This window comes from Kitasatospora sp. NBC_01539, from assembly GCF_045040525.1.
Lineage (GTDB): Bacteria > Actinomycetota > Actinomycetes > Streptomycetales > Streptomycetaceae > Kitasatospora.
The window spans coordinates 2428398-2445778 of sequence record NZ_CP109390.1 but is presented as its reverse complement, the minus strand read 5'-3'; the positions used below and the strand labels follow the sequence as shown (position 1 = coordinate 2445778).

Annotated in this window: 19 protein-coding genes; 6 read left to right on the top strand and 13 right to left on the bottom strand. The window is 75.7% G+C overall.

Going from position 1 to position 17381, the window contains the following annotated elements:
• The first annotated feature begins 5 nt into the window (after positions 1-5).
• Together OG335_RS10505 and OG335_RS10500 are read left to right on the top strand one after the other, a co-directional pair.
• Positions 6-1073 carry a DNA glycosylase AlkZ-like family protein gene (locus OG335_RS10505; protein ID WP_405010798.1) on the top strand — a complete coding sequence of 356 codons (1068 nt, stop codon included), beginning with the start codon at positions 6-8 and terminating at the stop codon, positions 1071-1073.
• 115 nt (positions 1074-1188) lie between these two features.
• On the top strand, positions 1189-1635 hold the full coding sequence (locus OG335_RS10500) for an SPW repeat protein (RefSeq protein WP_405010797.1): 447 nt from the start codon (positions 1189-1191) through the stop codon (positions 1633-1635).
• Positions 1636-1708: 73 nt separating this feature from the next.
• On the opposite strand, the gene OG335_RS10495 is transcribed toward OG335_RS10500, so the two are convergent.
• Together OG335_RS10495 and OG335_RS10490 are read right to left on the bottom strand one after the other, a co-directional pair.
• Entirely contained in the window at positions 1709-3103 is a 1395-nt protein-coding gene (locus OG335_RS10495; protein ID WP_405010796.1) for a class II fumarate hydratase, read from the bottom strand.
• 104 nt (positions 3104-3207) lie between these two features.
• Entirely contained in the window at positions 3208-4065 is an 858-nt protein-coding gene (locus tag OG335_RS10490; protein ID WP_405010795.1) for a carbon-nitrogen hydrolase family protein, read from the bottom strand.
• 109 nt (positions 4066-4174) lie between these two features.
• On the opposite strand from OG335_RS10490, the gene OG335_RS10485 reads away from it, so the two are divergent.
• From OG335_RS10485 to OG335_RS10470, 4 genes are all read left to right on the top strand, one after another.
• The gene (locus OG335_RS10485; RefSeq protein WP_405010794.1) at positions 4175-4543 is read left to right on the top strand and encodes a hypothetical protein; all 369 of its coding nucleotides are present in this window, start codon (positions 4175-4177) and stop codon (positions 4541-4543) included.
• An 85-nt stretch (positions 4544-4628) separates the two neighbouring features.
• Positions 4629-5807: an acyl-CoA dehydrogenase family protein gene (locus tag OG335_RS10480; protein WP_405010793.1), complete on the top strand. Its 1179-nt coding sequence runs from the start codon at positions 4629-4631 to the stop codon at positions 5805-5807.
• A gap of 87 nt (positions 5808-5894) precedes the next feature.
• Complete coding sequence (locus OG335_RS10475) at positions 5895-6263, top strand: hypothetical protein (RefSeq protein ID WP_405010792.1); 369 nt, start codon at positions 5895-5897, stop codon at positions 6261-6263.
• A 30-nt stretch (positions 6264-6293) separates the two neighbouring features.
• Positions 6294-7571 carry a multidrug effflux MFS transporter gene (locus OG335_RS10470; protein WP_405010791.1) on the top strand — a complete coding sequence of 426 codons (1278 nt, stop codon included), beginning with the start codon at positions 6294-6296 and terminating at the stop codon, positions 7569-7571.
• Between the two features lie 97 nt (positions 7572-7668).
• Here OG335_RS10470 and OG335_RS10465 read toward each other — a convergent pair whose 3' ends face one another.
• The 11 genes from OG335_RS10465 to OG335_RS10415 form a co-directional block, all read right to left on the bottom strand.
• Entirely contained in the window at positions 7669-9417 is a 1749-nt protein-coding gene (locus OG335_RS10465) for a glycosyl hydrolase family 18 protein (protein ID WP_405010790.1), read from the bottom strand.
• Between the two features lie 274 nt (positions 9418-9691).
• Positions 9692-10621, bottom strand: a complete 930-nt coding sequence (locus OG335_RS10460; RefSeq protein ID WP_405010789.1) for an ABC transporter substrate-binding protein — start codon at positions 10619-10621, stop codon at positions 9692-9694.
• Positions 10618-11313 (bottom strand): ABC transporter permease, encoded by a 696-nt coding sequence (locus OG335_RS10455; protein WP_405010788.1) that lies wholly within the window; start codon positions 11311-11313, stop codon positions 10618-10620. The genes OG335_RS10460 and OG335_RS10455 overlap by 4 nt, the downstream gene beginning before the upstream one ends.
• Entirely contained in the window at positions 11310-11969 is a 660-nt protein-coding gene (locus tag OG335_RS10450; protein WP_405010787.1) for an ABC transporter permease, read from the bottom strand. Before OG335_RS10450 ends, OG335_RS10455 begins: the two co-directional genes overlap by 4 nt.
• Positions 11959-13026: an ABC transporter ATP-binding protein gene (locus tag OG335_RS10445; protein WP_405010786.1), complete on the bottom strand. Its 1068-nt coding sequence runs from the start codon at positions 13024-13026 to the stop codon at positions 11959-11961. Before OG335_RS10445 ends, OG335_RS10450 begins: the two co-directional genes overlap by 11 nt.
• 91 nt (positions 13027-13117) lie before the next feature.
• Positions 13118-13519, bottom strand: a complete 402-nt coding sequence (locus OG335_RS10440) for a rhodanese-like domain-containing protein (RefSeq protein ID WP_405010785.1) — start codon at positions 13517-13519, stop codon at positions 13118-13120.
• Positions 13513-14043 (bottom strand): cysteine dioxygenase, encoded by a 531-nt coding sequence (locus OG335_RS10435; RefSeq protein WP_405010784.1) that lies wholly within the window; start codon positions 14041-14043, stop codon positions 13513-13515. The genes OG335_RS10440 and OG335_RS10435 overlap by 7 nt, the downstream gene beginning before the upstream one ends.
• Before the next feature lie 381 nt (positions 14044-14424).
• Positions 14425-14649, bottom strand: a complete 225-nt coding sequence (locus tag OG335_RS10430; RefSeq protein WP_405010783.1) for a hypothetical protein — start codon at positions 14647-14649, stop codon at positions 14425-14427.
• Positions 14646-15038, bottom strand: coding sequence for a hypothetical protein (locus OG335_RS10425; RefSeq protein WP_405010782.1), 393 nt, complete (start codon positions 15036-15038; stop codon positions 14646-14648). The genes OG335_RS10430 and OG335_RS10425 overlap by 4 nt, the downstream gene beginning before the upstream one ends.
• 178 nt (positions 15039-15216) lie before the next feature.
• Entirely contained in the window at positions 15217-16659 is a 1443-nt protein-coding gene (locus OG335_RS10420; protein ID WP_405010781.1) for a sensor histidine kinase, read from the bottom strand.
• The gene (locus OG335_RS10415; RefSeq protein ID WP_405010780.1) at positions 16656-17372 is read right to left on the bottom strand and encodes a response regulator transcription factor; all 717 of its coding nucleotides are present in this window, start codon (positions 17370-17372) and stop codon (positions 16656-16658) included. The genes OG335_RS10420 and OG335_RS10415 overlap by 4 nt, the downstream gene beginning before the upstream one ends.
• Between the last annotated feature and the right edge of the window lie 9 nt (positions 17373-17381).

Sequence of the window (17381 nt, the reverse complement as noted above, 5' to 3'; positions counted from 1 at the left end):
GGCCGATGGACGACGAGGAACTGCTCGCCCGGCGGATGCACGCGCAGTTCGGCCGGCCCGACCCGGCGCCGGCCGAGGTCGCGAGGACCTCCGGCGGCGTCCAGGCGCAGGACGGCCCGGCGGCCCGGCTGGCCCTGCGGGCCCGCGGCGTCGCCGACCCGGCCGCGCCCGCCCGGGCCGCCGCCGCCGGAGAGGTGGTCACCCTCGCGCTGATGCGCGGCACCCTGCACCTGGTGCCGGCCGCGGACGCCCGCTGGCTGCTCGGCCTCTTCGCCGCACGCAACCTCGCGGCCGGCGCCCGCCGCCGCCGCGAACTCGGCCTGACCGACGAGGTCTGCGCCCGCGCGCTCGACCTCCTCCCCGCCCTGCTGGACGTACCCCGCAGCCGGGCCGCGCTGATCGGCCTGCTCGTCGCCCGGGGCGTCGGCGTCGACCCGAAGGGCCAGGCGCCCGCCCACCTGATCGGCTACGCCTCCGCGCACGGTGTGCTCTGCCGGGGCGCGGACCTCGACGCCCGCGAGCCCGGGTACGTGCCGCTGCCGGCGGGCGGTCCGGCCCCGGCGGACCCGGCCGCCGAGCTGGCCCGGCGCTACCTCGCGGCCTTCGGGCCCGCCGGGCCGGGCGACTTCGCCGCCTGGGCGGGCCTGCCGGTGACCGAGGCGCGCCGCGCGGTGCAGGCGGCCGCCCCGGAGGAGGTCGCGCCGGGGCTGTTCGCCGCGGCCGGTTCCCCGGCGCCGCCGGCGGGCGGCCCGGCGGTGCGCCTGCTCGGTGCGTACGACGGCTACCTGCTGGGCTACCGGAGCCGGGAGACGATGCTGGCGGAGCCGTACGCGCGGCGGGTCAACGCCGGGGGCGGGGTGATCCGCCCGGCGGTCGTGGCGGACGGCCGGGTCGTCGGCACGTGGCGGCGGGAGGGCGGGGAGCCGGTGGTGGAGCCGTTCGGCGTACTGCCCCGCGGGGTGCGGGCCGGGCTGGCGGAGGAGGTGGCGGCGGTGGCGGCGTACCTCGCGGGCGCGGGCGCGGTCCCGGCCGGGGCGCCGTCGCAGGGCCGCCGGGCTGCCGGAAAGGGGTGAATGGGTGATAATCACGCATAAAGGTTGGATAAGGGACGTGGCGGGTACGGGCCCTACGGCTGCCTGTATCCCCGAGTAGGAGGTGGTCACGGTGTCGACCCAGCTTCCGGTGGGTATGGAACACCATCCCGACATTCTCGAACTGCGTGAACACTACGAGCGCGTCACCTCGACGCCGCTCATGCAGGGCATCGAGGCCATGGCCGTCTGCTGCGGCCTGTTCCTGGCGATCTCGCCCTGGGTGGTCGGGTTCGCGGCCTTCCCCGCTGCGGGCGGATTCGCCGGCGTGACCCTCAGCAACCTGATCCTCGGCCTGGCCTTCGCCATGCTGATGGGCGGGTACGGCTCCGGGTTCGAGCGCACGCACGCCCGTGCCTACGCGGGCGTGGCCATCGGCGTCTGGACGATGCTCGCCCCGTGGTGGACCACCGGCGACCAGGCCGTCACCCGGACCATCTGGACGAACCTGGTCACGGGCGGCCTGATGACCTGCCTCTGCCTCGGCGCGATCGGCCTGACCCTCACCGGCGCCGCGGCGATGAGGGGCCGGGGGCGCGGATGACGGCAAGCGACCGGGACGGCGAGAGAACGGGTGCGGCCCCCGCCGGGGGCCGCACCCTCGCGTCGCGGCGGCCTCAGGGCCGGGTCATCCGCAGCACGTCCAGCGCCTCGTCGAGCTGTCGCTCCGTCAGCAGGCCCCGCTCGACGTAGCCGCGCTCCAGCACCACCTGGCGGATCGTCTTCCGCTCCGCCAGCGACTGCTTCGCGACCTTCGCCGCCTCCTCGTAGCCGATCCAGCGGTTGAGCGGCGTGACCACGGACGGCGAGGACTCGGCGTACTCGCGGGCCCGTTCGGCGTTGGCCGTCACCCCGTCGACCGTCCGGTCGGCCAGCAGCCGGGCGCTGGTGGCCAGCAGCCGCACCGACTCCAGGACGTTCCGGGCGATCACCGGCAGCATGACGTTCAGCTCGAAGTTGCCGCTCGCGCCGGCCACCGTCACCGTGGTGTCGTTGCCGACGACCTGCGCGGCGACCATCAGCACCACCTCCGGCAGCACCGGGTTGACCTTACCGGGCATGATCGACGAACCGGGCTGCAGGTCGGGCAGGTTGATCTCGCCGAGGCCGGTGCGCGGGCCCGAGCCCATCCAGCGCAGGTCGTTCGCGATCTTCGTGAAGCCCACCGCGATCGTCTTCAACTGCCCGCTCAGCTCGACCAGTCCGTCGCGGGCGCCCTGCGCCTCGAAGTGGTCCCGGGCCTCCGTCAGGGGCAGGCCGGTGGCCCGGGCGAGTGCCGCGACCACCGCCGCCGGGAAACCCGGCGGGGTGTTGATCCCGGTGCCCACCGCCGTACCGCCGAGCGGGAGTTCGGCGACCCGGGGGAGTGTCGCCCGCAGCCGCTCCACGCCGTACCGGACCTGCGCCGCGTAGCCGCCGAACTCCTGGCCGAGGGTGACCGGCGTGGCGTCCATCAGGTGCGTACGACCGGACTTGACCACCTCGGCGAACTCCACGGCCTTCCGCTCCAGCGCCGCCGCGAGGTGTTCCAGCGCCGGCACCAGCTCGCCGGTCACCGCCGCCGTCGCCGCGATGTGGATGGACGACGGGAACACGTCGTTGGACGACTGGCTCGCGTTGACATGGTCGTTCGGGTGCACCGGACGGCCGAGCCGCTCGGCGGCGAGGGTGGCGATGACCTCGTTGGCGTTCATGTTGGACGAGGTGCCGGAGCCGGTCTGGAAGACGTCCACCGGGAACTGGTCGTCCCAGCGGCCCGCCGCCACCTCCTCCGCCGCCAGCCGGATCGCCTCCGCGGTGTCGGCCTCCAGCACGCCGAGCTCCGCGTTGACCTGCGCGGCGGCCGCCTTGATCCGCGCGAGCGCGGCGATGTGGGCGCGCTCCAGCGGCCGGCCGGACACCGGGAAGTTCTCCACCGCCCGCTGCGTCTGCGCCTGCCACCTGGCCGTCGCCGGCACCCGGACCTCGCCCATCGAGTCGTGCTCGACCCGGAACTCTTCCTCGTCGCCCATGGGGCCACCTCCTGGACAGCACAGCCGTGCCGGGGGCCGCGGTATTTCCGCGCCCTGCCCGGCCTCGGACCAATCCTGCCCCGCCGGCCCCGGCCGGCCCCGGCTCAGCCGAGCCGCGCCGTGCTCCGGACGGTCGCGGCGGTGAGGCCCGGCTCGACGAGCACCGGGTCGTCGGCCCGCGCCCCGGCCAGCACCGCCGGGTCGAGCGCGACGGTCAGCAGGCCGGGCGCGTCCTCCGCGGCCTCCGCCAGCAGGTGCCCGTCCGGGCCCCACACCGCGCTGCCGCCGCACCCGGTGTACGGGCCGGCGGGCCCGACGTGGTTGGCGAGCAGCACGTAGAGGGTGTTGTCGAGGGCGCGGGCGGGGAACACCGTCCGCCGCTGGTGGGCGCCGGGGCCGGTGCCGAAGAGCGCGCCGACCAGGTAGGCGTGCGCGCCGTCGAGGGCCGCGGCGCGGGCGTGCTCGGGGAAGCCGCTGTCCCAGCAGACGCCGAGGCCCAGCCGCCAGCCGTCCAGCTCCACGGTGCTGCCGCCCGCGCCGCGGGAGAACCCGGCGGCCCGTTCGTTCGGCGTGGTGAACTCCTTGCGGTAGACCGCGGCGAGCCGGCCGGCGCCGTCCAGCACGAGGGCGGCGATGTGCAGCGCGCCGGTGCCGGCGGCGCGGACGGGGGCGCCGACCACCACCGCCGTACCCGTCTCCGCGCAGGCCGCGGCCAGCGGGGCGAGCCGGGGGTCGCCGGGGGCGAGGGTGAGGGTGTCCGGGTCGGCGGCGATCGCGGCCGGCTCGTAGCCGGTGAGGAACAGCTCGGACAGCAGGAGCAGCCGGGCCCCCTCGGCCGCGGCCCGGCGCACCAGCGCGGCGGCGGTCGCGGTGTTCGCGGCGACGTCCAGCGGGACGAGCGGGGCCTGGGCGACGGCGACGCGCAGCGGCGACGCGGGAAGCCCGTGTACAGGAGTGCTCACGGGTGCCAATCCTTACATGTGCCGGGCGGCGGCTCAAGGTCCGGGCCCCGGCGGTGCACCGCCCGCGTGGCGCGGGCCCGGCCTCCGGGCCGCGATGCACCATGGCGCCATGACGGACCGACCCGACCCGGCCGCGTGCTACGCGGAGATCGCCGAGGGCCTGCTGCCGCACGGCGCCGCCCCGGCACGGCTGTACGGCATGCCCTGCCTCCGGGACGCCCTCGGCGAGGCCTTCGCGGGCCTGTACGGCGGCGAGCTCGTCTGCCGGCTCGGGCGGGACAGCCCCGCCCTCGCCGAGGCCCTGCGGGTGCCCGGCGCCCACCTCTTCCACCCCGCGGGCGGGGCCGTCCCGCTGGAGGACTGGGTCTGCATCCCGCCGGTCGCCGCCGCGCACTGGGCGAACTTCGCCGAAGCCGCGCTGCGCGCCCCGCGTCCGGAACCCGCGAGGCCCGGCCCGGGGACGCCTACCGGCGGGTAGCCCCGGTGCGCGATACTCGTCGCCGCGGCCCGCCGCGGCCGCCGCACGCCGTTCGCGCCGCCCCGCCCGGAGGAGAGACCGCAGCATGGCCACCACCCCCCGCCTCGACCCCGCCGACCTGCTCGCCGTCGGCGAACTCCTCACCGACGAGGAGCGCCTCATCCGCGACACCGTGCGGAAGTTCACCGACGACCGGATCCGCCCGCACATCGCCGACTGGTTCGAGCGGGGCGTCTTCCCCGTCCGCGAACTCGCCCCCGAACTCGGCCGGCTCGGCGTCCTCGGCATGCACCTCGACGGCTACGGCTGCACCGGCTCCACCGCCGTCGAGTACGGCGTCGCCTGCATGGAGCTGGAGGCCGCCGACTCCGGCCTGCGCAGCTTCGTCTCCGTGCAGGGCTCGCTCGCCATGCGCTCGATCCACGCCTTCGGCTCCGAGGAGCAGAAGCAGCAGTGGCTGCCCGGACTCGCCGCCGGCCGGGCGATCGGCTGCTTCGGCCTCACCGAGCCCGACTTCGGCTCCGACCCGGCCAACATGCGCACCCGGGCCCGCCGCCGCGGCGACGACTGGGTGCTCGACGGCTCCAAGATGTGGATCACCAACGGCTCGGTCGCCGACGTCGCCGTCGTCTGGGCGCAGACCGCCGACGGCGTCCGCGGCTTCCTCGTGCCCCGCGGCACCCCCGGCTTCACCGCCACCGACATCCACGGCAAGCTCTCGCTGCGGGCCTCCGTCACCAGCGAGCTCGCCCTCGACGGCGTCGTGCTCCCCGCCGACGCCGTCCTCCCCGGCGCCCGCGGCCTGCGCGCCCCGCTCTCCTCCCTCGGCGAGGCCCGGTACGGCATCCTGTGGGGCACCGTCGGCGCCGCCCGCGACTGCTACACCGCCGCCCTCGACTACGCCAAGAGCCGCATCCAGTTCGACCGGCCCATCGCCGCCTTCCAGCTGACGCAGGAGAAGCTCGTCGAGATGGTCCTGGAGCTGGAGAAGGCCTACCTCGTGGCCCTCCGGATCGGCCGGCTCAAGGACGAGGGCCGCAGCCTGCCCGCCCACATCAGCTTCGGCAAGCTCAACAACGTCCGCACCGCCCTGGAGATCGCCCGCTCGGCCCGCACCGTGCTCGGCGCCAACGGCATCACCACCGCGTACCCGGTGCTGCGGCACGCCAACAACCTGGAGTCGGTGCTCACCTACGAGGGCACGAGCGAGATCCACACGCTCGTCCTCGGCGAGGCGGTGACCGGCGAGTCCGCGTACCGCTGACGCGCCGCCGGGCCCATCGCGGCCCCGCAGCGGCCCCGCCGAAAAGGGTTCGCGGCGGGGCCGCGGCGGTCCGTACGGTGGGGCGCCATGGAGACCACCACGCTCTGGCGCCCCACCGGCCCGACCGAGCTCGCGCTCGTCGAGGCCGCCGGGTGGCGCGCCTGGCCGCCGCGGCTGCCCGAGCAGCCGATCTTCTACCCGGTGCTGAACGAGGACTACGCCGTCCGGATCGCCCGGGACTGGAACGTGCCCGCCTCCGGCGCCGGATTCGTCACGCGCTTCGAGGTGGAGAGCGCCTACCTCGCCCGCTTCCCCGTCCGGCAGGTCGGCGGCGAGACCGTCCTGGAGCTGTGGGTCCCGGCCGAGGAGCTGGCGGAGTTCAACCGGCACATCGTCGGCACCATCGACGTCGTCCGGGAGTTCCGCGCCGAGCCCGTCCCGGACGCCGCGGGTTAGGGTACGAATCCCGACCACCCGAGGAGCTCCATGGCAGGCCCGACCGTAGACGCCGGGGGCGGCCGCTCCCTCTCGGCGCCCCCCGCGACGGCGGGCGCCGGGAAGCCGGGCCGGGCCACCGTCGCCGTGCTCGGCAGCCTCGTCGCGCTCGGGCCGCTCACCACCGACCTCTACCTGCCGGCCCTCCCCGCGCTCACCGACGACCTGGGCTCGACCGCGCCCGCCGTCCAGCTCACGCTCACCGGATCCCTCCTGGGCATGGCCGCCGGGCAGCTGCTCTTCGGCCCGATGAGCGACCGCCTCGGCCGCCGCCGCCCGCTGCTGGCCGGCATGGGCCTCTACGCGCTCGCCACCGTCGTCTGCGCGCTGGCCCCGAGCGTGCCGGTGCTGATCGTGGCCCGGTTCGTGCAGGGCGCGGCGGGTGCGGCCGGGCTCGTCATCTCCCGCGCGGTCGCCCGCGACCGGTACGAGGGCGTCGCCATGATCCGCTTCATGGCCTCGCTGGCGATGATCTCCGGCCTCGCCCCGATCGTCGCCCCCGTGCTGGGCGCGCAGCTGCTCCACGTCACCTCCTGGCGGGGGAGCTTCGCGGTGCTCGCGGCCTTCGGCGTGCTGCTGACCGTGGTGGCCGCCCTCTGGCTGCGCGAGTCGCTGCCGCCCGAACGGCGCCACGGCGGCGGCCTGTCGACCACCGTCCGGGCGATCGGCGGGCTGCTGCGCAACCGCCGGTTCGTCGGGTTCACCGCCACCACGACGTTCTCCTTCGGCGCCCTGTTCGGGTACGTCGCCGGGTCGTCCACGGTGCTGCAGGAGGTCTACCACGTCTCGCCGCAGGCCTACAGCCTGCTCTTCGCCGTCAACTCCGTGGCCCTGATGGCCACCACCCAGCTCAACGGCCGGGTGCTCGTCACCCGGCTGCGGCCGGCGTCGCTGATGCTCACCGGGCTGGGCGGGGCCGTCCTCGCCGGGCTCGTGCTGACGCTGGCCACCGGCGTGTGGGATGCCGGGCTGGTCGCCGTCTGCCCGGCGATGTGCCTGCTGATGGCCTCGATGGGCATCGTCGGCCCGAACTCCTCGGCGCAGGCCCTCACCCTCGCCCCGCACGCGGCCGGCTCGGCCTCCGCCCTCCTCGGCCTGTCCACCTTCCTGTGCGGCGCCGTCGTCGCGCCGCTGAGCAGCGTGGCCGGCCACCCCTCCGCCCTCGCGCTCGGCCTCGTGGTGCTCGTCTCGGCGCTGCTGTCGCTGACGGCCTTCCTGGTGCTGTGCCGGCCCTGGCGGCCGGCCGCCACCGGGCCCGCGGCGGACTGAGCCCGCGGGCCGGACGGCCCGGGGCCCGTACGGTCGCCGCCGACGCGAGGGGGCCCGCCCGGAGTACCGGGCGGGCCCCTCGGGCATGCGGTGCGGGTCAGACGATGGAGAAGTCGTCGCCGTAGACGCTGCCCTGGCCGAACCAGCCGTGCAGGTAGACGGAGACGGTGCCGTTCGCGCCGGTGGTGAAGGGCACGGTGAGCTTGGTCCAGCCGGTCGAGGACGTCCAGGTGGAGGCGGTGGCGCCGCCGCTCACGCCGGCGAAGGCGTAGCCGCCCTGCACCCACGCGGTCAGCGTGTAGGCGTGGTTGGGGGCCAGCGTCACGCTCTGGGCGCACTCGCCGGTCTGGCCGGAGGTCGCCGCGGCGAGCAGGGCGTGGCCGCCCGTACGGGCCGGGGCGGTGACCACGGCGCCGCCGCTCTGGCAGGTCCAGGGGGCGAGCGAGCCGCCCTCCAGGCCGCCGTTGACGACGGATCCGGTGCCGCCGCCGGTGCCCTGCACGGTCAGCGTGTAGGTGGTGCCGTGGCTGCCGGTGGCCGCGGTGCCGGTGACCGTGAGCGGGTAGGTGCCGGGGGCGGTGGCCGCGGTGGTGGCAACGGTCAGGGTGGTGGACGCGCCGGCGGTCACCGAGGACGCGCCGAGGGTGGCGGTGACCCCGGCCGGGGCGCCGGTCACCGTGAGGGCGACCGTCTGCGCCGCGCCCGCGGTGACGGCGGTGTTCACCGTGGCGGTGGTGCCCGCACCCGCGGTCACGCTGCCCGCGGCGGGGCTGAGCGCGACCGAGAAGTCGTTGGTGACGGGGCCGCTGCCGGAGGTGAAGGGTGCGAAGACGTGGCTGAAGTCCCAGGTGTTCTGGGCGATGCCGGAGCAGCCGTCGGCGGCGGCGCCGCCCGCGCAGCTGCCGTTGTCGCGCTGGAGCGCCCAGAACGACAGCTCGTTGATGCCCTTGGAGACGGCCCAGTTGTAGACCGTCGTGGCGTTGGCCAGGGTGAAGGTCTCGGCCGGGCCGAAGTCGTCGACGCCGATCATCTCGGTGATGCCGATCGAGGCCCACAGCTGCGCCGCGGTCCTGGTGGGGTAGAGCTTGGCGAGCTGGTTGTACAGGCCGGTGGCGGCGGTCTGGGTGTCGGTCGCCATGTTGTGCGCGGCGTTGTCGTAGTAGTCGAACGTCATGAGGTTGACGACGTCGATCCGGGCGTTGTTCTGCACGGCGTTCTTCAGCACGGCGAGGCCGCTCGCGGCGAGCCCGCTCGTGGTCGTCGGCAGGGTGTAGGAGAACTGGACGGAGCGGCCGTTGGCGGCGGCCCAGTCCTGGGTCAGCTTGATCGCCTTGTTGCGGCGGTCGATGCCCGCGGTGTTGTCGAGCGAGTCGACCTCGATGTCGAGGTCGATCCGGCTGATCTCGTAGGTGGTGATCAGGTGCTCGTAGGCGGCGGCGATCTGGTTGACGTCGGTGCAGCTGTCGGCGAGCTCGGTGCCGGTGGTGTCGGCGGTGTAGCCGCCGAGCGACGGGATGACGTCGCCGCCGGCGGCGCGGATCGCCGCGATGTCGCTGCCGAAGGAGGACGCGGCGATCGGCATGCCGGTGTCGCCGTTCCAGTACGGGGTGCAGGAGCCCGCCACGGCGGTCTGGATGAACGCCATCGTCAGGTGCTTGGCGCCCGACTGCTGGGCGAGCGCGGCGGGGCTCTCGCCCGTCCAGGCCTCGAAGTAGGGGGCGAAGACGTGCTGGGGCAGCGGGGTCGCGGCCTGGGCCGCGCCGCCGCCGGTGACGGCGATCCCGGCGGCGGCGAGCAGGGTGGCGCAGCTGGTGAGGACGGCCTTGAGCGGCCGGTGCAGACGCATGGGTACTCCACGGGGACGGTGAGTGCGGTGGGTGGTGCGGCGGTGCAGGGAAGGCACAGCCGGCCGGCGGTCACACCCCCACGATGCGGTCCCGGTCGGAGGAACGGGCACCATCTTTGGTCTGGACCAGTCGTCTGTCAAGAGTCCTAACTGTTCGTCAGCGCCCGACCTCCCCGGGCACGGTGGGCGCGGGTGGGCGCGGTGGCCGTCGTGGGCGGACGGCGCGGCCCCGCCCCGCGGCGGTCGCGGGACGGGGCCGGGTGGCGCGGTGGGGTCAGCTCAGGCCGTTGGTCTTCAGCCAGTCCGCGGCGACGGCGGACGGGTCCTCCTTGTCGACGGAGACGCGGGTCATGAGGGCGGTCAGCCCGGCGGTGTCGAGCTTGGCGGAGACGGCGTTGAGGGCGGCCGTGGCGGTGGCGTCGATCCCGGCCCTGTTGACCAGCGGGACGATGTTCTGCACGCTGAAGACGTTCTTCGGGTCGTCCAGCGCGACCAGCTTGAGCTGCACGAGCCGCGGGTCGGTGGTGAAGACGTTGCCGACCTGCACGGCGTTGTCCTTGAGGGCGTTCGCGGTGGTCTCGCCGGTGGGCTTCCACTCCTTGAAGGTCAGCCCGTAGACGTCCTTGAACTGCGCCTCGCGGCGCGACTTGAACTCCGGCGGGCCGCCGATGACGAGGTCGGCGGCCTTGCCGTTCAGGTCGGCGATCGACTTCAGGCCGAGCTTGGCGGCGCTCTCCTGGGTGACCGTCAGCGAGTCCTTGTCCTCGGCGGCGGCCGGGTCGAGGATGGTCAGCCCGGCCGGCAGCTTCTGCAGCAGCGCGGCGTCGACCGCCTGGGTGCCGGCCGCGGTGGTCTTGGGGTCGAGGTAGCCGAGCAGGGCGCCGTTGTACTCCGGGAGCACCGTCAGGTTGCCGCTCTGCAACTGGCCGTAGAGCACCTCGCGGCTGCCGATGTTGAACTTCTCCTGGACGCTGACGCCCTTGGCCTTCAGCGCCTGCGAGTAGATCGAGGCGAGCAGGACGTTCTCCGGGAAGTTCGCGGAGCCGACCACGACGGTCTTCCCGCTGCCGCCGCCGGAGGCGGGCCCGGGGCCGGAGGCGGACGTCGTCGGGGCGGCGAGCGGGTCGCCGCCGGAGGAGGAGCACGCGGCCGCACCGAGCAGGAGGGCTGCGGCGGCGAGGACACGGACCGGACGGGTGGTCATGTGGATTCCTTGGGTGTGCGAGAGGACCGACGTGCGCGGGCGCCCGGCGGGAGTGAGAGGCGGATCAGGACGGCGAACAGCAGTTGGGTGGCGACCGCGAGCAGCACCACGAGCAGCGCCCCGCCGGCGGTGGCCGGGTAGTCGCGGGTGGCGAGCCCGTCGATGACGTACCGCCCGAGGCCGCCGAGGCCGACGTACGAGGCGACGGTGGCGGTCGCGATGGTCTGGACGGTCGCGGTGCGCAGCCCGGCCAGCAGGGTCGGCAGGGCGGCGGGCAGGCAGACCTGGCGCAGCACCTGGGGGTGGGTCAGGCCGATGCCGAGCGCGGCGTCGCGGACCTCGGGGTCGGTGCCGCGGACCCCTTCGGCGGCGGCCACCAGGAGGGGCGGTGCGGAGAGGGCGATCAGCGGGACGAGGACGGCGGTGTCGCCGACGCCGACGAGCAGCACGGCCAGGGTGACGAGTCCGAGCGTGGGCAGCGCCCGGGCGACGCCGGTCAGCGCGGTGACCACGACGGTGCCGCGCCCCGTGTAGCCGATGAGCAGGCCGAGCGGCACGGCCAGCACCACGGACCAGAGGAGCGCCACGCCGCAGAGGGCCAGGTGCTCGGCGATCCGGTGGCCGACGGCGTCCGGCCCGGACTGCCGGGCCGGTGCGGTGAAGAAGGTGTGCAGCCAGCCGGTCCAGTTCACCGGGTGCCTCCCGAGGCCCAGGGCGCGAGCAGGCGGCGGGCCAGCACCAGCAGCAGGTCGGTGACGAGGGCGAGCAGCGCGACGAGCGCGATGCCGGCCACGATCGGGGTGGGGAAGGTCCGCTGGAACCCGTCGATGAAGAGGTAGCCGAGACCGCCCCGGCCGACCAGCGCTCCCACCGCGGCGAGCGAGATGGACGAGACCGCGGCGACCCGCACCCCGGCCACCAGGAACGGTACGGCCGCGGGCAGTTCCACGGCCGTCAGCCGGTGCCACGGCCCGTAGCCCATGGCGGTGGCGGCCTGCCGGACGGCGTCCGGGGTGGCGCGCAGCCCGTCGACGGTGGTCGGCAGCAGCACGGCCAGCGCGTAGAAGGTGAGCGGCACCATGACGGTCGCCCGGGTCGCGAGCCCGGTGTACGGGATCAGCACCACGAAGACGGCGAGCGACGGCAGCGCGTACACGACGTTGAAGACGGCGGCGAGCGGCTGGTAGAGGCGCGGCCAGCGCGCGCAGGCGAGGCCGAGCGGCACCGCGGCCGCCAGCGCGATCAGCACCGGCACGAGCGAGATGACGGCGTGGTCGAGGGTCAGGTCGCGCAGGTACGCGAGGTGGTCGCCGATCCAGTGCCAGCGGACGATCGGCTCACCGTCCACCGTCGTCCTCCCCGCCGGTGCCGCCGGTCTCCGGGGTCTCCGCCTCGGGTCCGAGGGCGGTGAGGACGGCCGCGCGGGTGGCGAGGCCGGTGGCCCGGCCGTCGGCGCCGACGGCGACCGCGGCGCCGCTGGGGGACAGCACGGCGGCGTCCAGCGCGACCCGCAGCGAGTCGGCGGCCGGGGCGAAACGCGGGGCGGGCCGGCGGTCGCCGTCCTGCTCCCAGGCGTCGGGCCGGCCGTCGGCGTCCAGCAGGAGCCGCCAGCCGCCGAGCACGGTGCCGGCCGGCAGCAGCCCGACCGCCGAGGCGGGGCGCAGGCCGAGGCCGCGCAGCCCGCGGTCGCGGCCGAGGAAGGCGGCGACGCCGTCGTCCGCCGGGGCGGTGAGCAGGGTGTGCGGGTCGGCCCGCTGGGCGATCCGGCCGTGGTCGCGGAGCACCACCACGTGGTCGCCGAGCCGCACGGCCTCCTCGATGTCGTGGGTCACGAACAGCACGGTCTTGTGCAGCTCGGACTGCAGGCGCAGCAGCTCCTCCTGGAGCCCGGCGCGCACCAGCGGGTCGACCGCGCTGAACGGCTCGTCCATCAGCAGGACGGGCGGGTCGGCGGCCAGGGCGCGGGCCACACCGACGCGCTGCTGCTGCCCGCCGGAGAGCTGGTACGGGTAGCGGCGGGCGGTCTCCGGTGCCAGCCCGACGAGTTCGAGCAGTTCGGCGGCCCGGGCCCGGGCCCGCCTGCGGTCGTGGCCGAGGAGGTACGGCACCGTCGCGACGTTGTCGATCACCCGCCGGTGCGGGAAGAGGCCGGCCTGCTGGATGACGTACCCGATGCCGCGGCGCAGTCCGGCGGGCTTCAGCCCGGCGACGTCCGCGCCGTCGAGGAGCACCCTCCCGGAGGTCGGCTCGACCATCCGGTTGACCATGCGGAGGATCGTCGTCTTGCCGCAGCCGGACGGCCCGACCAGCACGGTTATTCGGCCGGCCGGGACGTCGAGGTCCAGGCCCTCGACGGCGACGGTGCCGTCCGGGTGGCGCTTGCCGGCGCCTTCGAAGGTGATCACAGGTGGTTCCCAGCGGCCTGACGTCGGGTGACATGGGTACGGACGGGACGGAAGTGGTGGGCGAACACCTGATCGGCTCCCCAGGCCGGGGTCACGCCAAACCCCCGCCGTCCGATCGGGCGGTGGGCAGGCCGGCCGCCGCCCAGGCGACGAAGCCGCCGTCCAGGTCGGTCGCCCGGTGCAGGCCCAGCTCGCGCAGGCTCGCCGCCGCCAGGCTGGAGGCGTACCCCTCGGAGCACACCACGATCCAGGCGACCCCGTGGCCGGTGGCCTCCGGGATGCGATGGCTGCCGGACGGGTCGAGCCGCCACTCCAGCACGTTGCGCTCGACGACCAGGGCGCCGGGGATCTCCCCCTCCCGGGCGCGCTGCGCCGCCGGGCGGATGTCCACCAGCCGCGCTCCGGCCGCCACCGCGGCCTGCGCCTCCAGCGGCCCGGGCCGGTGCACCCCCTCCCGCGAACGGGCCACCAGGTCGTCGATCGTCGTCACCACTGCTCCGGTCCTTCCTGTGCGGTGCGGACGAGTCCGCCGGCCCGCAGGTCGTAGCGTGACATCCCGCCGAGCGGCGGCGAGTACGCGTGGATCGTCACGGCCGGTGCGGCCGAGGTGTTGCGGACGTCGTGCAGGTAGTCCGGGCCGAACGCCCGGGTGTCGCCCGACGCCACCCGGCGCACCGTCAGGCCGCCGTCCGGGCCGCCGAGCGACAGCTCCTCCAGCTCGCCGAGCGCCACCGTGAAGGCGCCGCGCGAGCCGCCGTGGTCGTGGAATCCGGTCGACTGGCCGGGCATCCAGCTGATCAGCCACACCTCGTGATCGTCCGTCAGGGAGATCCGCTCGTACCACCGGTCGTCACCGGCCAGCCTGACCCGGTGGATCCACCGGTCGGGCTGCGCGGCGAGCTCCCGGACGACGGCGCGCAGCGCGTCCGGGGAGAGCGGGCGGGAGGTGTCGTCGGGGGCGCCCGTCGCGGGTGCGGCGGTGGCGTCCGGTGCGGGGACGGCGAAGTCCAGGCTCATGGCGGGTCCTCGGGGGTGCCGGAGGGCGGCGGGCGTGCGCACGTGCGGCGGCACACCGGCCGGGGAGGGGTGAGCTTCAGGAGCGGACGGTCCGGGCCCCGGAGAACGGCACGGGGAGGAGGTGGACCGTCAGCAGGCACACATGTCGCTCGCCTGGCGTCGCAGATCGACGTGCAGGCGGCAGACCAGGGTGGTGCCGGGCTTCATGGGGCGATCGTTTCACGCCGGGGGCGGGGTGCGTCAAGCCGCGTCCGGCGGGCGGGCGGCGCGGTGCCCCGTTCGGCGGCGGCATCCGGCCCGGTCCGGCGGGCACCGGCGCGGGCGGCGCACGGCGCGGCGGCCCGCCCCGGGGGAGGGGCGGGCCGCCGGGGACGCCGGGTGTCAGCCGTTCTGCGCGGCGTCCGTGTCGGCCGCGGCGGCGGCGCTCTCCGCGGCGTCGAGCCTCTGCCGCATCTGCGGGCCCTGCCCGTCGTCCTGCCGCACCTGCCCGTCGTCCTGCCGTACCTGCCCGGCCCGGTCGGGGCCGGCCGCCTGCGGGCCGCAGCCGGTGAGCAGCAGCACGGCCGCGGCGGCGAGCACGGCGGCCGCGCCGGACCGGCGGGTCACTTGGACGCCGCCGGGGACGAGCCCTGCTTCGCGCACCAGTCGGCGACGGCCTTCAGGTCGCCCCGGCGGGCCTCCAGCGTGGGCAGCAGGCTCCTGCGGAAGGTCAGCCGATTGTCGAGGTACGTGTACACCTCGGTGTGCCCGGCGGCCTTGGCCTCGGCCACCCGCTTCTCCAGCCGGGCCACCGATCCGGCCACCGTGGCGTCGCCGCCGAGCCGCTTCACGGCCTTGGCGAGGCGCGCCTGCGTCACCGGCAGGCGCTTGCAGATCGCCTTCGAGCCGTCACCGGTCGGCGTCTCCGCCGCCCCGGCGGGAGCTGCGGCGGTGGCGAGCAGGGCGCCCGCCAGGGCGATCGCGCCGACGGCGGCGGTCGTGCGGTTCCTGGACATCGCGGTCTCTCCTCCGATTACCACGGGCATCTTCTGACGCGGGGAGCGTAGGAGGCCTTCTTGTGGAAACCCTGTGATCCGGCGCGGGGCCCGTCGGTGCACGCCGGCCGCCGGTACGACGCCGCGCGTCCGGCCGTCCGCCGGGTGCCGTCCGCCCCGGTGCGCCCCGGCTCGGGCGTCAGGCGCCCGCGAGCCAGTCGCGGCGGGGCGGCAGGACGAGCGTCGGCGCCTCCGGCCGCAGCAGCGGCAGCCGCACCTCGAAGCGGCAGCCGGTGCCGCCCGGGCCCTCCGCGACGGTCACCGTGCCGCGGTGCAGGGCCGCCTGCTGGGCGACCAGGGTCAGCCCGAGCCCGGAGCCGGGGCTGTCCGGGCTCCGGTGGAAGCGCCGGAACACCGCGGCCCGTTCGGCCGGTGCGACGCCGGGACCCTCGTCGTCGACGGTGAGCACGGCCGAACCGCTGCGCCCCGCCCGCAGGCGTACGGTCACGCGGGCCGGACCGGGGCCCGACCGGCCGTGCACGGCGGCGTTGCCGATCAGGTTGGCCAGCAGGATGCGCAGGCCGGCGTCCCAGCCGAACACCGTGACGCCGGGGGCCGTTGCCGTTCCGACGCGGATCTCCGGGTGCCGCCGGCCGGCCTCGGCGGCGGCCGCCTCCACGAGGTCGCCCAGGTCGAGCGGGCCGAAGGCCGAGACCTCGACCAGGTCGCCGAGGGCGAGGGTGCGCAGGGCCGTCACCAGATCCTCCAACCGGCCGTGGTCCTCGGCGAGTTCGCCGACGATCTCGGTGCGCTCGGCGACCGGCAGACCGGGATGCGCGCCGAGCACGTCGAGGTTGGTGCGGATGGCGGTCAGCGGGGTGCGCAGCTCGTGCGCGGCCGCGGACGAGAACGACCGGGCGGTGTCCAGGGCCTGCGCGGTGCGGGCCGCCTGCTCGTCGTAGCGGGTGAGCAACAGGCCCAGAGCGGAGGCGAGTTCGTCGACCTCGGCGACGCCGCTCGGGCGGTGCGCCAGCGCGGCGGCCCCGGCCCGCGGGTCGAGGGCCGCCGCCCGCCGGCTGAGCCGCCGCAGCGAGGCCGTCGCCCGCCCCGCCAGCGCGAACGCGAGCAGCCCCGAGACCGGTGCGGCGAGCAGCGCCACCAGGACGACCCGCCGCCGCACCGCCCTGACCTGCGGGTCGACGGCGGTGGACGGCTCCACCAGCCAGAGCGTGCCCGGCGCGGCGCCGTCCACCGGCACGGTGAGCACCCGCCACGCGGTGCCGCCGTCCCGCACGGTGACCGGTCCGCCGGCCGCCACCGGGAGCACCACGGAGTCGGCGGGCTGCGGGCCCACCGAGAGCCGTACGGCGCCGTCCGCGCCCGCCAGCCGGACCCCGGAGTCGAGCGCGCCGTCGACGACCCTCCGCTGCTGGTTCTGCTCGGCCCGGGGCCGGTTGCGGGCGTCGGCGGCCAGCAGGGTGCGGGCGCCGGGCAGCACGGCGGAGGCCCGCGACCGCAGCAGCGCGTCCTGCTGGGTCAGCAGGTCGCGGCGCACGAGACCGAGCAGCAGGAGCCCCGCCGCCAGCACCAGCAGCGGCACGAGCACGGTCACCGACAGGGCGATCCGGGTGGAGAGCCTCACCGGGCACCGCCGTCCCCCGGCACGCGGAGCACGAAGCCGACCCCGCGCACGGTGTGGATCAGCCGGGGCCGTCCGTCGGCCTCCAGCTTGCGGCGCAGGTAGCTGACGAAGGTGTCGACGGCGTCGCTGCGCACCTCGAAGTCGTAACCCCAGACGCGGTCGAGCAGCTGATCGCGGGTGAGCACCAGACCGGTGTTCCGCACGAACTGCGTGAGCAGCTCGAACTCGCGCCTGGTCAGCTGGAGTTCGGTGTCGCCGTGATGGGCCTGCCGGGTGTCCGGGCGGACGCGCAGCGGCCCGGCGCGCAGCACCCCGCAGGCCGCGGGGGCCGGTCGGCGGCGGAGCAGCGCGTGCAGCCGCAGCACCAGCTCCTCCAGCGCGAACGGCTTCACCAGGTAGTCGTCGGCGCCCGCCTGGAGACCGGCGACCCGGTCGGCGAGCTCGTCGAGCGCGGAGAGCATGAGCACCGGCGTGTCGTCGCCGCGGGCGCGCAGTGCCCGGCAGACCTCGGCGCCGCCCAGGCCCGGCATCGAGACGTCGAGCACGAGGACGTCGGGCGGCTCGGCGGCGGCGCTCTCCAGGGCGGCGGTGCCGTCCGCGGCGAGCCGGACGGCGAAGCCGCTCAGCCGCAGCCCGCGCTCCAGCGAACGCCGGATCGCGGCGTCGTCGTCCACCACCAGCACCTGCCCGGCGGGCACGCTCCCGCTGGTCATCGGCGCCTC